The sequence below is a fragment of the Pseudomonas sp. SDO524_S393 genome (assembly GCF_054071875.1).
Genome location: NZ_JBSVVZ010000016.1, coordinates 12823 through 27738, shown reverse-complemented (window position 1 = coordinate 27738; position 14916 = coordinate 12823). Strand labels below are relative to the sequence as shown.

The 14916-nt window shown below is 62.0% G+C and carries 11 protein-coding genes; 5 read left to right on the top strand and 6 right to left on the bottom strand.

The genetic code is table 11. The annotated features are described in order from the left end of the window. Positions 1 to 43 precede the first annotated feature (43 nt). Complete coding sequence (locus ACW9IB_RS09540; protein WP_457413381.1) at positions 44 to 1468, bottom strand: aminotransferase-like domain-containing protein; 1425 nt, start codon at positions 1466 to 1468, stop codon at positions 44 to 46. A gap of 160 nt (positions 1469 to 1628) precedes the next feature. On the opposite strand from ACW9IB_RS09540, the gene ACW9IB_RS09535 reads away from it, so the two are divergent. The 5 genes from ACW9IB_RS09535 to ACW9IB_RS09515 are packed head-to-tail and all read left to right on the top strand — an operon-like array spanning position 1629 to position 7112. Continuing rightward, positions 1629 to 2522 (top strand): DMT family transporter, encoded by an 894-nt coding sequence (locus tag ACW9IB_RS09535; RefSeq protein WP_457365293.1) that lies wholly within the window; start codon positions 1629 to 1631, stop codon positions 2520 to 2522. 35 nt (positions 2523 to 2557) lie between these two features. Continuing rightward, positions 2558 to 4420: a molybdopterin-synthase adenylyltransferase MoeB gene (moeB, locus tag ACW9IB_RS09530; RefSeq protein WP_457413380.1), complete on the top strand. Its 1863-nt coding sequence runs from the start codon at positions 2558 to 2560 to the stop codon at positions 4418 to 4420. A gap of 16 nt (positions 4421 to 4436) precedes the next feature. Beyond that, the gene (locus ACW9IB_RS09525) at positions 4437 to 5351 is read left to right on the top strand and encodes a PLP-dependent cysteine synthase family protein (protein ID WP_457365292.1); all 915 of its coding nucleotides are present in this window, start codon (positions 4437 to 4439) and stop codon (positions 5349 to 5351) included. Between the two features lie 37 nt (positions 5352 to 5388). Beyond that, positions 5389 to 6381 carry a serine O-acetyltransferase gene (locus ACW9IB_RS09520; protein WP_457365264.1) on the top strand — a complete coding sequence of 331 codons (993 nt, stop codon included), beginning with the start codon at positions 5389 to 5391 and terminating at the stop codon, positions 6379 to 6381. Between the two features lie 2 nt (positions 6382 to 6383). Beyond that, positions 6384 to 7112 carry an alanyl-tRNA editing protein gene (locus tag ACW9IB_RS09515; RefSeq protein ID WP_457413379.1) on the top strand — a complete coding sequence of 243 codons (729 nt, stop codon included), beginning with the start codon at positions 6384 to 6386 and terminating at the stop codon, positions 7110 to 7112. Positions 7113 to 7186: 74 nt separating this feature from the next. Here ACW9IB_RS09515 and ACW9IB_RS09510 read toward each other — a convergent pair whose 3' ends face one another. The 5 genes from ACW9IB_RS09510 to prpC form a co-directional block, all read right to left on the bottom strand. Beyond that, positions 7187 to 7969 carry a hypothetical protein gene (locus ACW9IB_RS09510; RefSeq protein WP_457413378.1) on the bottom strand — a complete coding sequence of 261 codons (783 nt, stop codon included), beginning with the start codon at positions 7967 to 7969 and terminating at the stop codon, positions 7187 to 7189. Between the two features lie 148 nt (positions 7970 to 8117). Next, entirely contained in the window at positions 8118 to 9602 is a 1485-nt protein-coding gene (prpD, locus tag ACW9IB_RS09505) for a 2-methylcitrate dehydratase (protein WP_457413377.1), read from the bottom strand. A gap of 155 nt (positions 9603 to 9757) precedes the next feature. Continuing rightward, a complete protein-coding gene (prpF, locus tag ACW9IB_RS09500) occupies positions 9758 to 10948 on the bottom strand; it encodes a 2-methylaconitate cis-trans isomerase PrpF (protein ID WP_457365260.1) in 1191 nt (396 codons plus the stop codon). Between the two features lie 11 nt (positions 10949 to 10959). Beyond that, the gene (acnD, locus tag ACW9IB_RS09495) at positions 10960 to 13554 is read right to left on the bottom strand and encodes a Fe/S-dependent 2-methylisocitrate dehydratase AcnD (protein WP_457413376.1); all 2595 of its coding nucleotides are present in this window, start codon (positions 13552 to 13554) and stop codon (positions 10960 to 10962) included. A gap of 207 nt (positions 13555 to 13761) precedes the next feature. After that, entirely contained in the window at positions 13762 to 14889 is a 1128-nt protein-coding gene (prpC, locus tag ACW9IB_RS09490) for a bifunctional 2-methylcitrate synthase/citrate synthase (RefSeq protein ID WP_457413374.1), read from the bottom strand. Positions 14890 to 14916 lie beyond the last annotated feature (27 nt).

The following is a 14916-nucleotide window of genomic DNA, read 5'->3' as shown; positions in this document are numbered from 1 at the left end:
GCTGGCTTGCCTGCGAAGAACGGTAACGCGGTGAACCTGCCGATTACAGGTGAAACCGCCCCCCGCCCTGCCCCAGCGCCGTGGCCAGCGCATCGAAGCCCGCCCGTAACAACTGATCATCGCCAGACGTATTGCAGATACTCGCCCGAATAAACTGCGGCACCGCCGTCTGCCCCACGGCGAACGCTTCGGCCGTGGCAATCAGGTAATTGTTCTGCTTCAACTCCGCCTCGATTTCCGACGCCCGCCACGGCTCCGGCACTTCAATCCAGAAGTGCGGGCTGTTGAGGTGGGTCCGGTATTGCAGACCGCTCAACAGGTCGCGCACCAGGGCCTTGCGTCGACTGATCTCGTTGATCTGCTGGCGCAGCAGGTATTCGGCGGTACCGTTCTCGATCCACTGCGTTGCCAACTCGAGCGTCACGGGCGTGGCCATCCAGCAGGTCGAACGCAGCGCGGCCGAGATACGACTGACGAGTGCCGGCGGCGCATGCACATAACCTACCCGCAGCCCGGCGGACACGGCCTTGCTCAGGCTGCTGATCAGAATCGTACGCTCGGGCGCGAAATAGCTGAGGGGCGGTGGCCGGTCTTCCACCAGCACGCCGTGGGCCTCGTCTTCAAGAATCAGCAAGTTATGTTCACGACACACCCTGGCCAGTGCCTCGCGACGCGGTACCGACAGCACCGCCGTGGTCGGGTTCTGGATCGTCGGCGTGCAGTACAGCGCCGAAACCCGGTGATTACGACAGACTTCATCCAGCGCACTCGGCAGCACGCCTTCGTCGTCCATCTCCAGCCCGATCAGGCGAATCCCCAGCATGCGCGCGGCGGTGATCAACCCTGGGTAGGTCAGTTGTTCGGTGACCACCGTATCCCCGGCCCGCAGCAGCGCCATCATCGAACACAGCAAGCCATGCTGACCGCCATTGACGCAGATGACCTGCTCGGGAATCGGATGGAAATCACGCTGCACCAGCCACTGCGCGCCCGCGTCACGGTAGCGTGGCAAGCCGGCGTCCGGCGTATAAGCACTGATGTCTTCGAGAAACTTGGCGTTGGTCGACAGGGTCTGGAAGCTCTGGGCGAGAAAAGTGGTTTCCTGCCCGGGGATATGCATGTTGCGGCTCATGTCGAAGTACTGGCGTGGCTCCTCGCTGAAGTTGCGAAAGCCTTCATCGCGCTGGCGCTCCATCCCGCGCTTGCGCACGAACGTGCCGTCGCCCACGCGCGCCACCACCAGCCCCAGTCGTTCCAGCTCACCGTAGGCACGGCTGATGGTGCCGATCGTGACGCCAAGATTGTCGGAAAGCACCCGATGGGGCGGCAGTTTTCTTCCCGGTTCAATCAAGCCTTCGAGGATGCCTCTTTCCATGACATCGGACAGGCGCTTGTACTTCACGCCCTGCCCGTTGGACAACCCCTCACGCATAATTGACACCATGTCAATATTTGTTTTGACAGTCATCTTTGGCCCTAATAGTGTGCTTTTACGGGTTCAATCGCCGAATTTTACAACTCATTACAAGATCAATATAGAGTTCAATTCCGGCTCAGGGAAGCAATAAACGATGCCAATGTCCGCCGTTCTCGAAAACACTGCAAAAACAAAAACTCAAAAACAGTGGTTGGCCGGATTGGTGACCAGCGCGATGTTTCTGATCGTGTGCCTGAGTTGGGGCACCACCTGGCTGGGTATCAAGATTGCCGTGGAGAGCGTGCCGCCCCTGACCTCCGCCGGCTTGCGCTTTCTGATCGCCTTCCCGCTTTTCCTGTGTTTTGCCAAGGTGCGCCGCGAGCCCATCCTGTTCCCGCGGGAAAGCCGCTGGTTCTTCGTCTTTGTGACCCTTTCCTACTTCAGCGTTCCCTACTACCTGCTCAACTACGGCGAGATGCATGTGTCGTCCGGCCTGACCGCGCTGCTGTTCAGTTGCATGCCGGTGTTCATCCTGATCTTTTCCGCCTTGTTCCTGCGTGAACGCATCTACTTTTCCCAGGTGGTGGGCATCGGCATCGGTTTCGGCAGCCTCTACATGATCATCAAGAGCCAGGGCCTGCACCTGGACCACGCCGAATTCTTCGGCGTACTGGCGATCCTCACCGCCGCGATCATGCATGCCCTGTGCTACGTGATCACCAAGCAGAAAGGCAGCGCCATCAGCGTGATCACCTACAACACCCTGCCCATCGGCATTGCCGGGCTGATGCTGTTCGTGGCCGGCCTGTGGTTCGAGGCCCCGACGTTCGACGCCATCACCCTGCGCTCCTGGGGCGCGCTGTTCTACCTGGGGCTGGTGGCCTCGGTCGGCGGATTCATCGTGTACTTCATGCTGCTCAAGCGCTTGAGCCCGATCATCCTGTCGTTCGTGTTCATCATCTTTCCGGTGTTCGCGGTGATCATCGGCGCCTGGTACGAAGGCGTGTCGATCACCCGTGACCTGATGCTGTATTCGGCCATCCTGCTGGCCGGTTTTGCGATCACCAAATTGCCCGTTGAAAAACTGCTGGCCAAGAAAAATTGAGCCTTGCGACCCTCCCACACGCACGCGAGAGAAACATGGAAGTCCTCCGCCCCACCGCCCTGGAACAGATCTACGCCCACGCCAGCCGCAGCTATCCCGAGGAATGCTGTGGTTTCGTCTTCGCGGATGGCAGCGTGTACCTGGGCAGCAACATCCAGAACGAGTTGCACCGCAAAGACCCCGGGATGTACCCGCGCAGCGCCGCCAACGGCTACACGTTCTCGGTGGCCGACACGCTGCTGATGAACAAGGCGTTTCGCAGCGACAACCCGGTGGTGGTCATCTACCACTCCCACCCGGACGTGGGCGCGTATTTCAGCGACGAAGACCAGGACAAGGCGCTGTTCATGGGCGAGCCGATCTACCCCGTCAGTTACCTGGTGGTGGACGTCCGCCAAGGCCACGCCCTGGGCTCCAAGCTGTTTGCCTGGGACGGCAGGCAGTTTGCTCTCAACCCTTTCGACGACCTGCACACGGAGCTGTCCATGAATGCTGTCTCTTTCCCCGACATTCTGGTTCGCGTGGCCAAGCTGCCGGAATCGACCCTCCAGGGCACCGGATCGACCTTGCGCGAAGTCATTGAAAACCTCTGCGGCAGCCACCCGCAATTACGCGCGCACCTGTTCCACGAGAAGAACAACCAGCTCAAGGAACACTTTCTGTTCACCGCCGAAGAAGAACTGATCAGCGCCGACGACCAACTTCCGGAAAAGGCCCGGATCGAAGTGCTGCTGGCCACATCCGGTGGCATGGACGTCGACGCCCTGAGCAACGAAGAAGTACAGCGCTACGTACGCCACATCACCCTGCCCGGCGTCGGTCGCGAAGGCCAGTTGAACCTCAAGAAAGCCAAGGTCTTGATCATCGGCACCGGTGGCCTGGGCTCGCCCATCAGCCTGTACCTGGCGGCAGCCGGTGTCGGCACCCTGGGCCTGGTGGATTTCGATGTGGTGGAAAGCAGCAACCTGCAACGCCAGATCGTGCACGGCAACAGCACCCTGGGCCTGCCCAAGGTGGAGTCCGCCAGGCAACGCTTGCAAGACCTCAACCGCCATATCCGGATCAATGCCCACGACACTGCGTTGAACGCCGACAACGCCCTGGAACTGGTGGGCGCCTACGACCTGGTGATCGACGGTACCGACAATTTCGAGACCCGCTACCGGGTCAACGACGCCTGCGTTCAGTTGGGCAAACCGTTGATCTACGGTGCCATCTACCGTTTCGACGGGCAGATCAGCGTGCTCAACCATAACGGCGGGCCGTGCTACCGCTGCCTGTTCCCCAGCCCACCGCCCGCCGAGCTGGCGCCCAATTGCAGCGCGGGCGGGGTGATCGGTGTGCTGCCCGGCGTGGTCGGCATGATCCAGGCTACCGAGGCGATCAAGCTGTTGATCGGCATCGGCGAGTCCTTGTCCGGCCGCTTGATGCGTTTCGACGCGCTGGCCATGAAGTTCAGCGAGATCCGCTTCAAGCGCCGTGCCGACTGTCCGTGCTGCTCGGAGTTGCGTCAAGCCGAAACCCAGACGCCCACCGCCTGCGCCGACGCCATCCCCAGCCAGCCCTCCCTGGCCGAAGAGCGCTACATCAAGCCCCGCGTACTCAAGCAAGTACTGGAACACCCACGCAGCGACGAAGTGCTGCTGGATGTGCGCGACGCCAGTGAACTGGAGGTGTGCAAATTGCCGGGCGTGGTGCATATCCCGCTGGCCGAACTGGACTCACAGCTCGACAGCCTCAGCCGCGACAACACCCATTACCTGATCTGCTATGCCGGCACCCGTGCCGAGCAGGCCGCAAGCACCCTGCTGGCCGCCGGCTTTGCGCACACCAAAGTCCTGCAAGGCGGCATGAAACACTGGGTGCGCGACGTCGAGCCCGACATGCCGCTGTACTGACCCGGAGGGCTGAATGATGCTGCATAACTCCATTCTCGACGTGATTGGCCACACGCCGATCGTGCGCCTGGCACAGTTTTCCGAAGACCTCGGCATCGAGGTCTACGCCAAGCTCGAATCGCTCAACCCCGGCGGCAGCCACAAGGCACGCATCGCCCTGGGCATGATCCTCGACGCCGAGCGGCGGGGCATCCTGATCCGTGACTCCGGGCAGACCATCATCGAGCCCAGCGGCGGCAACACCGGCATTGGCCTGGTGATGGCCGGCAATGTGCTGGGCTACAAAGTGGTGCTGGTGATTCCCGACAACTACAGCCCCGAAAAACAGAAACTGCTGCGTCTGTATGGCGCGAAGGTGGTGCTGTCGGACAGCCGTCTGGGCAACAATTCCCACGGCGAAAAATGCATGGAGCTGCAACTGGAAAATCCCAGCTACGTGATGCTCAACCAGCAGCGCAACGGTGCCAACCCGCAGACCCATCGCGACACCACCGCGCCGGAAATCCTCCGCGCCTTCGGCGAACGCCGCGTGGACTACCTCGTCAGCGGCATCGGCACGGGCGGGCATATCACCGGCATCGGCGAAACCTTGAAAGCAGCCTGGCCGCACTTGCGCGTGATGGGCGTGGAGCCGGAGGAATGCGACCTGCTGAAGAACCGGCACGCGCCGCATCACATCCAGGGCCTGTCGATCGGCCTGATCCCGAGCATCCTCAACCTGGATGTGATCGACGGCATGCTCAAGGTCTCGCGCCAGGCCTGCATCGACATGATGAAACGCATCATGCGCACCGACGCCATCAGCCTTGGGCTGTCCTCGGCGGCGAACATGGTGGCCATCGCCAACCTTGCCCCGGAACTGCCACCTGAAACGGTGGTGCTGACCCTGGTCTACGACAATGCCGACAGCTACCTGCCCAGTTTCGAATAACCGGTTTTCCAACCATCCAGAATGCGGGGGTGCCTCCATGGGGGGCTTTATCGACATGCAACAGTTGCACGATGAGTTGCTCACCCACCTCATCAAGTCCCTCACGCCCACGCAAATGAAGCAACTGGAGCCGCACCTGGCGCCGCTGATCCAGAACGCGGCCCAGGCGGTGGCCGAGGACCTGATCGCGTATGCCTACCGCGATCCGGCTTCACGCGGGCGCGGCGAGCTGATCCTGGAGTCCTACGCCTCGTTCAAGGCCGTGCTGTATTACCGCCTCGCGCACCTGGTGTGGAACTTCCCCGACCAGACCAACGGCGTGTTTTCGCGCATCGCCCTCAAGCTCGGCAACCAGGGCAAGATCCTCTCCGGCGCCGAAATCCACCCTGCCGCGCGCATCGGTCGGCGTTTCGTGCTGGACCACGGCTACGGCACGGTGATCGGCGAAACCTGCGAGATCGGCAACGACTGCTACATCCTATGCGGCGTGACCCTGGGCGCCCGGGGCATCGCCAACAACCCCGACGGCAAGCGCCATCCGCGCCTGGGCAACAATGTCGAAGTCGGCTCCGGGGCGCGGGTGCTGGGTTACGTGCAGATCGGCGACAACGTGTTCATCAGCCCGTCCTGCGTGATCACCCAGGACGTGCCCGCCGGCACCAAGGTCAAGGTGGTGAACCAGATCCAGTTGCAGAAGAACGACGACTCGGAGCCCAGCAATTACCTGGGCGCCTTTGCCCTCCATGACCGCCTGCACGTGGTCGGCGAAATCAATATCAGCCACCGGGTCACGGTGCTGGATGCCGACTTTCACCCCTTGCCGGGCCTGATGCTGGAACCCACGGTCAAGGAGCGGCATCACCTGCAATTTCGCCTGCGCCGCGTCGAAAACGCCGACACCCTGCCGCGCCTGCCGCTGAACCTGAAAGTCTGCGGCCCCGAATTTGAAGTCACCCTGCTCTCTCCTCCTGGCTTGAGTGCGATGGTGCGAACCCTGCTGCAAGCCAGCCCATTGATCGTTGGAGGTTGAACATGTCTGTGCACACCATGGAAACCCTGGCACTGTTCGACAGCGCGCCTTATCAGAATGCGTTCAACGCCCGGGTGATGGCCGTCAGCGAACACGGCGTCGCCCTGGAGCACACCCTGTTCTACCCCACCGGCGGCGGGCAGCCTGGCGACACCGGCCACCTGATCCTGGCAGACGGCACACGGGTCGAAGTAACCGGCACAGTGCGCGACCCGGTGTTGCGCTCGATCATCTGGCATCAGGTGGAACACTGCCCGCCACAGTTGATCGCCGGCGTGCAGGTGGAGGCCGGTATCGATTGGGAACGGCGCTACCAGCACATGAAAATGCACACCTGCCTGCACCTGCTGTGCTCGCTCATCGATGCGCCCGTGACCGGGTGCAGCATCAGTGCGGACAAGGGCCGCCTGGACTTCGACCTGCCGGAAATGACTCTCGACAAAGACAGCATCACCCGTGACCTGAACGCCCTGATCGAACAGGCCCATCAGGTGAAAACCCTGTCGATGCCCGCCTCCGAATACGCCACCCTGCTGCAGATCACGCGCACCCAGGCGGTGGCACCCCCGGTGATCCAGGGCTCGGTGCGGGTCATTGAAATCGGTGGTATCGACATCCAGCCGTGCGGCGGTACGCACGTGATCAACACCGAGGAAATCGGCCGGGTGTTCTGCGAGAAAATCGAGAAGAAGAGCAAACATAACCGCCGGGTGATCGTGCGGTTCGAATAGAGAAGCGCGCCGACGGCGACCAATGGCAGGCCGCGCGCCTGGCGCTGCCTGCCGACCTGACCGCACTCGATCGTTTATGCGCCCGGGGTACTGCTCTGTTGGTTCAGTTCAACGATTTGACTTTGCAGCTCTTTGATCACGACCTTGAAATGCTCAATCATCTTTTGGATGTCGGCGCGCAGGGCTTCGTTTTCACGTTTCAGGTTTTCAACGCTGCTTGGCGTACCAACATCCTGCGCACTGGTGCTCGCGGCGGCCGTTTCAACAGAGGCAGGTTGAGGCGAAGACGTAGAAGGAGACTCAGGTGCTTCCTGGCCTGCGAGTTTTTGTTTCAATTCGCCGATCTGCTGTTGAAGTTGCTGCACGACGGCATTGAACTGCGCCGTCAGATCGTTGACCGTCATGCGCAATTGCTTGTTCTCCTCGGCCAGTTCCTGAAGCCCATTAGAGGCAGTGGCACCCACCGAAGCCTGGGCTGGCGCCTGAGCTTGAAGTTGAGGCGCTGCTGAAGCAGGACTGTTTTTAGCCCCTAACTGCTGCTGTAACTGGGTAATTTGTTGCTGCAGCCCGCTGATGATCGACGTGAACTCATCCACCACTTGCTTAAGCTGGCCACGCAGCGCCTTGTTGTCGTTGCGCAGTTGATCAATGACTGCCGATTGCCCCTGGGTCGGCGCGCTTTCAATCCTGCCCTGTGTTCCAAGCGCTTTGCGCTGCTGAGTGGTAACGTTTGCACGCGCCCGCCCAGTATTTTCATCGCTCCTTACGGCTTCGTTGTGTGGGACTGGAGCAGCAGTGGGCGGAGTTTGGTAGCCGGGCTGATAGGACACAGCGGGTTGACTGTTCACACGACTCATACAAGTACCTCTATTCAGGATTCGATGCTCAGGTAGGTGACCAGACAACCTTTTACGGCTGACTGGCCTACCTGATTGGCACTTCTCCGAAATATGGTTCCCAACCTGTAGGACGAATAACAGGCAAAGTGTTTCAGAGCAAAAACGGCTAGATCACGAACAACCCCACAAAGTGATGAACCGGAGTTTTTTCAAGCAACGCCTGATCCTTGCACAACGCAAAAATCTCGGTACTGCGCTGCGCGGTAAACCGCGTGGCCAGGTTGGCCTTGAACTTATCTTCCAGCAACGGGACGCCATCGGCCCGACGGCGGCGGTGGCCGATGGGGTATTCCACCGCCACCTGACTGGTGCTGGAACCGTCGTGGAAAAACACCTGCACGGCGTTGGCGATGGAACGCTTGTCGGCTTCCAGGTATTCACGGCTGTAGCGGGGCTCTTCGACGATAACCATCTTGTCGCGCAGTTCGTCGATGATCGGGTGCGCGGCATGGAACGCATCTTCGTACTGCTCCGCCACCAGGTTGCCGAACGCCAGCGGCACGGCAGTCATGTATTGCAGGCAATGGTCACGGTCTGCTGCATTGGCCAGTTGACCGGCTTTGGAAATGATGCGAATCGCCGACTCGTGGGTGGTGATGACGATACGCTCGATCTCATGCAGACGGCCTTTCACCTGCGGGTGCAAGATGACAGCCGCTTCGCAGGCGGTCTGCGCATGGAACTCGGCGGGGAAGCTGATCTTGAACAGCACGTTTTCCATCACATAGGTGCCGTAGGGTTGGGACAGGCGAAACGCACGCTTGTCCTCGGGCTTGAGGGCCAGGTCTTTGTTGGTGTGGCTGAACAGCACGTCGTAGAAACCCCATTGCGACGCGCTCAACACACCGGGAATACCCATCTCGCCCCGCAACGCGATATCCGCCAGGCGCACGCCGCGACTCGATGCATCCCCCGCCGCCCAAGACTTGCGCGAACCGGCGTTCGGCGCATGTCGATAGGTACGCAGTGCCTGGCCGTCGACGAAGGCCTGGGACAAGGCCGCGAGCAGTTGCTCGCGATTGGCGCCCATCAGCTTGGCGGTCACCGCCGTGGACGCGACTTTCACCAGCAGCACATGGTCGAGGCCGACGCGGTTAAATGAGTTTTCCAGGGCAATCACGCCCTGGATCTCATGGGCCATGATCATTGCCTCAAGCACGACGCGCATGGTCAGCGGCGCATCGCCATTGGCCACGCGCTTTTGCGACAGGTGATCGGCTACCGCCAGAATGCCGCCGAGGTTATCCGAAGGGTGGCCCCATTCGGCGGCCAGCCAGGTGTCGTTGTAGTCGAGCCAGCGCACGATGCAGCCGATATCCCAGGCGGCCTTGACCGGGTCCAGGCGGAACGAGGTGCCGGGCACTCGCGCGCCAAACGGCACCACCGTACCCTCGACAATCGGCCCCAGGTGCTTGGTGCACTCGGGGAAACGCAAGGCCAGCAGGCCGCAGCCCAAGGTATCCATCAGGCAGTTGCGGGCGGTGTCCAGTGCTTCCCGGGAATCGATGCGGTAGTTGAGAACATAGTCGGCGATATCCTGCAAAACCTGGTCGTAGTCCGGACGGTTGTTCTGGTCGACGTTGGCGCTCATGGCGGTACTCCGAAAAATGGGTTGGGGATGGTCCTCGGGCTCACGGTTGTCAGGGTGCAGATCTTGATTGTCTGCCTTGGAATAGAAATCCCTCTGTGGGAGCGGCGGTTCGACGCTTCGACTTGCCCGCTCCCACATTGGGCCGGTGACAGTCGCTAGAACGCGTCGCCGGGCACGCGGACGAAGCCTTCCATCAGTACTCGGGCACTGCGGCTCATGATGGCTTTTTTCACCACCCACTCGCCGTTGACCTGGCTGGCTTCGGCCCCGACGCGCAAGGTGCCGGACGGATGCCCGAAGCGCACCGCATTGCGTTCGATGCCACCGGCGGCCAGGTTGACCAGCGTTCCGGAGATCGCCGCCGCCGTGCCGATCGCCACCGCTGCCGTGCCCATCATGGCGTGGTGCAATTTGCCCATGGACAGCGCGCGCACCAGCAGGTCCACATCGCCGGCCTTGATCGCCTTGCCGCTGGAAGCCACGTAATCCGCAGGTTTGGCCACGAACGCCACCTTGGGCGTGTGCTGGCGCCCGGCGGCTTCGTCCACATGCTGGATCAGCCCCATGCGCACCGCGCCGTAGGCCCGCACCGTCTCGAACATGGCCAGCGCTTTCGGGTCGCTGTTGATCGCACTTTGCAACTCGGTACCGGTGTAGCCCAGGTCTTCGGCGTTGATGAAGATGGTGGGAATACCGGCGTTGATCAACGTGGCCTTGAAGGTGCCGACACCGGGCACGTCCAGCTCGTCGACGAGGTTGCCGGTGGGGAACATCGAGCCACCGCCGCCCTCTTCTTCCGCTGCCGGGTCCATGAATTCCAGCTGCACCTCGGCCGCCGGGAAGGTCACGCCGTCCAGTTCGAAGTCGCCGGTTTCCTGCACCGCACCGTCCGTGATCGGCACGTGGGCAATGATGGTCTTGCCGATATTGGCCTGCCAGACCCGCACCACCGCCACGCCGTTGCGGGGAACGCGCGACGCATCCACCAGGCCGTTGCTCACGGCAAAGGAGCCCACCGCCGCCGACAGGTTGCCGCAGTTGCCGCTCCAGTCCACGAACGGTTTGTCGATGGAGACCTGGCCGAACAGATAGTCCACGTCGTGGTCGGCGCGGGTGCTTTTGGCCAGGATCACGGTCTTGCTGGTGCTGGAGGTGGCGCCGCCCATGCCGTCAATCTGCTTGTCGTAGGGATCGGGGCTGCCGATCACCCGCAGCAACAGCGCGTCACGGGCAGCGCCCGGCACCTGGGCCGTGGCGGGCAGGTCCTGGAGGCTGAAAAACACGCCCTTGCTGGTACCGCCACGCATGTAGGTGGCGGGGATCTTGATTTGCGCTACGTGTGCCATGGTTGTCCTCTTCAGGCAGTCGCCGCCGATTCCAGAAAGTCCTGGGCAAAACGTTGCAACACGCCGCCCGCCTCGTAGATCGACACTTCTTCGGCGGTGTCCAGGCGGCAGGTCACCGGCACTTCGACACGCTCGCCGTTCTTGCGGTTGATCACCAGCGTCAGCGTGGCACGCGGGGTGCGCGCGCCGATCACGTCATAGGTCTCACTGCCATCGATCTTCAAGGTCGTGCGGTCGGTGCCCGGCAGAAACTCCAGGGGCAACACGCCCATGCCCACCAGGTTGGTACGGTGGATGCGCTCGAAGCCTTCGGCGGCGATCGCCTCTACACCGGCCAGGCGCACGCCCTTGGCGGCCCAGTCGCGGGACGAACCCTGACCGTAATCGGCACCGGCGATGATGATCAGCGGCTGCTTGCGCTCCATGTAGGTCTCGATGGCTTCCCACATCCGCGTCACCCGGCCTTCCGGCTCGATACGCGCCAGGGAGCCCTGTTTGACCTTGCCGTTTTCCTGGACCATTTCGTTGAACAGTTTCGGGTTGGCGAAGGTCGCGCGCTGGGCGGTCAGGTGGTCGCCACGGTGCGTCGCGTACGAGTTGAAGTCGACTTCCGGCACACCCATTTTCGCCAGGTATTCGCCAGCGGCGCTGTCGAGCATGATCGCGTTGGACGGCGACAGGTGGTCGGTGGTGATGTTGTCCGGCAGCACCGCCAGCGGGCGCATGCCCTTGAGCGGACGCGCACCGGCCAGCGCACCTTCCCAATACGGCGGGCGACGGATATAGGTGCTTTGCGGACGCCATGCATACAGCGGCTCGACTTTGGGGCCGGTGTCTTCGTGAATCGCGAACATCGGGATGTAGACCTGGCGGAACTGCTCCGGCTTCACCGCCGACTGCACCACCGCGTCGATTTCCTCGTCGCTCGGCCAGATGTCCTGCAAGCGGATTTCCTTGCCGTTGGCGTCCAGGCCCAGCACGTCTTTTTCGATGTCGAAACGGATGGTGCCGGCGATCGCGTAGGCCACTACCAACGGCGGCGAGGCCAGGAACGCCTGCTTGGCGTACGGGTGAATGCGCCCGTCGAAGTTGCGGTTGCCCGACAGCACGGCGGTGGCGTACAGGTCGCGGTCGATGATCTCTTGCTGGATCACCGGGTCCAGTGCGCCGGACATGCCATTGCAGGTGGTGCAGGCAAACGCCACCACGCCAAAGCCGAGTTTTTCCAGCTCGTGGCCCAGACCGGCTTCTTCCAGGTACATGGCCACGGTTTTCGAACCCGGTGCCAGGGACGATTTGACCCACGGCTTGCGGGTGAGCCCAAGCTTGTTGGCGTTGCGTGCCAGGAGGCCGGCGGCGATCACGTTGCGCGGGTTGCTGGTGTTGGTGCAACTGGTGATGGCGGCGATGATCACTGCGCCATCCGGCATCTGGCCGGGCACTTCTTCCCATTGACCACTGATGCCTTTGGCGGCCAGGTCGCGGGTCGCGACACGGGCGTGCGGGTTGCTCGGGCCGGCCATGTTGCGCACGACACTGGACAGGTCAAACGTGAGCCCGCGCTCGTATTGCGCGCCCTTGAGGTCATCGGCCCACAGGCCGGTGTGGCGAGCGTACTGCTCCACCAGCGCGACTTGTTCGTCTTCGCGCCCGGTGAGTTTGAGGTAAGCGATGGTCTGCTGGTCGATGTAGAACATCGCCGCCGTGGCGCCGTATTCCGGGGCCATGTTGGAGATGGTCGCGCGGTCGCCGAGGGTCAGCGCCGAAGCACCTTCGCCGAAGAACTCCAGCCAGGCACCCACGACTTTTTGCTTGCGCAGGAATTCGGTCAGCGCCAGCACCATGTCGGTGGCAGTGATGCCCGGCAGCAGCTTGCCGGTGAGTTCCACGCCGACGCTTTCCGGCAGGCGCATCCACGAGGCACGACCCAGCATGACGCTCTCGGCTTCGAGGCCGCCGACGCCAATGGCGATCACGCCCAGGGCATCCACGTGGGGGGTGTGGCTGTCAGTGCCGACGCAGGTATCCGGAAAGGCCACGCCGTCGCGCACCTGGATCACCGGGGACATTTTCTCCAGGTTGATCTGGTGCATGATGCCGTTGCCCGGCGGGATCACGTCGACGTTCTTGAAGGCCTTTTTGGTCCACTCGATAAAGTGGAAACGGTCTTCGTTGCGACGGTCTTCGATGGCGCGGTTTTTCTCGAACGCGTCCGGGTCGAAACCACCGGCTTCGACGGCCAGGGAGTGGTCGACGATCAGCTGGGTCGGCACCACCGGGTTGACCTGGGCCGGGTCCCCCCCTTGTTGGGCAATGGCGTCGCGCAGGCCGGCGAGGTCCACCAGGGCGGTCTGGCCCAGAATGTCGTGGCACACCACACGGGCCGGGAACCACGGGAAATCGAGGTCGCGCTTGCGTTCGATCAGTTGGCTCAGGGACGCATCGAGGGTGGCCGGGTCACAGCGACGCACCAGGTTCTCGGCGAGGACGCGAGAGGTGTAGGGCAAGGTGGCGTAGGCACCGGGGGTGATTGCATCGACTGCCGCACGGGCGTCGAAGTAATCCAGGCGGCTGCCGGGGAGCGGTTTGCGAAATTCAGTGTTCATCGTCAGGACTCGGTCACGGTAGTTAGGTGGAACGAACCTGCGGCATCGGTCTGGATGAACACGGTCCCTGTGGGAGCCGGGCTTGCCCGCGATAGCGATGTAACTGTCGACACCTGTGTTGAATGTCAGTCAATCATCGCGGGCAAGCCCGGCTCCCACATTGACCCGGTTCCAACGCTTAAAACCGGTGCCTCAGGCTCATCCCATTCAGCGACGTTCGATTGGCACGAACTTGCGCTGTTCTACGCCGGTGTATTCGGCGCTTGGACGGATGATGCGGTTGTTGGCGCGCTGTTCGAACACGTGCGCTGCCCAGCCAGTCAGCCGCGAGCACACGAAGATCGGGGTGAACAGCTTGGTCGGGATGCCCATGAAGTGGTACGCCGAGGCATGGTAGAAGTCGGCGTTGGGGAACAGTTTCTTCTGGTCCCACATGGTCTTGTCGATGGCTTCGGAGACCGGGAACAACACCTTGTCACCCACTTCGTCAGCCAGCTTTTTCGACCAGCCCTTGATCACTTCATTGCGCGGGTCACTGTCTTTGTAGATCGCGTGGCCGAAGCCCATGATCTTGTCCTTGCGCGCCAGCATGCCGAGGGTGCCTTCGACCGCTTCTTCAGCGGACGAGAAGCGCTCGATCATTTCCATCGCCGCTTCGTTGGCACCGCCATGCAGCGGGCCACGCAGCGAGCCGATGGCGGCGGTGACGCAGGAATACAGGTCGGACAGGGTCGAAGCACACACCCGCGCCGTGAAGGTCGAGGCGTTGAATTCGTGTTCCGCGTAGAGGATCAACGAAACGTTCATGACCTTGACGTGCAACTCGCTCGGCTTCTTGCCATGCAACAGGTGCAGGAAGTGGCCGCCAATGGAGGGTTCATCGGTCACGCAGTCGATGCGCTTGCCGTCATGGCTGAAGCGGTACCAGTAGCACATGATCGCCGGGAAGGCGGCCAGCAGACGGTCGGTGACATCGCGCTGCACGCTGAAGTCTTTCTCGGGCTCGATGTTGCCCAGGAACGAGCAACCGGTGCGCATCACGTCCATCGGGTGGGCGTCGGCGGGGATGCGTTCCAGCACTTCCTTCAGCGCTTGCGGCAGGTCGCGCAGCTTGCTCAACCTGGCGCTGTAGGCAGCCAGTTCGGTCTTGGTCGGCAGCTCGCCGTACAGCAGCAGGTAGGCGACTTCTTCAAACTGTGCATCGGCGGCCAGTTCGCGTACGTCGTAACCGCGATAGGTCAGGCCGGCGCCGGCCTGGCCGACGGTGGATAACGCAGTCTGCCCGGCCACCTGGCCACGCAGGCCGGCGCCACTCAATACTTTTGCTTCAGCCATGTCGGTTCTCCAATCTTGAATTTATTA

Excerpts from the sequence above, each read along its gene's own strand:
- ACW9IB_RS09540 (WP_457413381.1), bottom strand. The coding sequence starts at position 1,468 with ATGACTGTCAAAACAAATATTGACATGGTGTCAATTATGCGTGAGGGG.
- moeB (WP_457413380.1), top strand. The coding sequence starts at position 2,558 with ATGGAAGTCCTCCGCCCCACCGCCCTGGAACAGATCTACGCCCACGCC.
- ACW9IB_RS09525 (WP_457365292.1), top strand. The coding sequence starts at position 4,437 with ATGCTGCATAACTCCATTCTCGACGTGATTGGCCACACGCCGATCGTG.
- ACW9IB_RS09520 (WP_457365264.1), top strand. The coding sequence starts at position 5,389 with ATGGGGGGCTTTATCGACATGCAACAGTTGCACGATGAGTTGCTCACC.
- ACW9IB_RS09515 (WP_457413379.1), top strand. The coding sequence starts at position 6,384 with ATGTCTGTGCACACCATGGAAACCCTGGCACTGTTCGACAGCGCGCCT.
- ACW9IB_RS09510 (WP_457413378.1), bottom strand. The coding sequence starts at position 7,969 with ATGAGTCGTGTGAACAGTCAACCCGCTGTGTCCTATCAGCCCGGCTAC.
- prpD (WP_457413377.1), bottom strand. The coding sequence starts at position 9,602 with ATGAGCGCCAACGTCGACCAGAACAACCGTCCGGACTACGACCAGGTT.
- prpF (WP_457365260.1), bottom strand. The coding sequence starts at position 10,948 with ATGGCACACGTAGCGCAAATCAAGATCCCCGCCACCTACATGCGTGGC.
- acnD (WP_457413376.1), bottom strand. The coding sequence starts at position 13,554 with ATGAACACTGAATTTCGCAAACCGCTCCCCGGCAGCCGCCTGGATTAC.
- prpC (WP_457413374.1), bottom strand. The coding sequence starts at position 14,889 with ATGGCTGAAGCAAAAGTATTGAGTGGCGCCGGCCTGCGTGGCCAGGTG.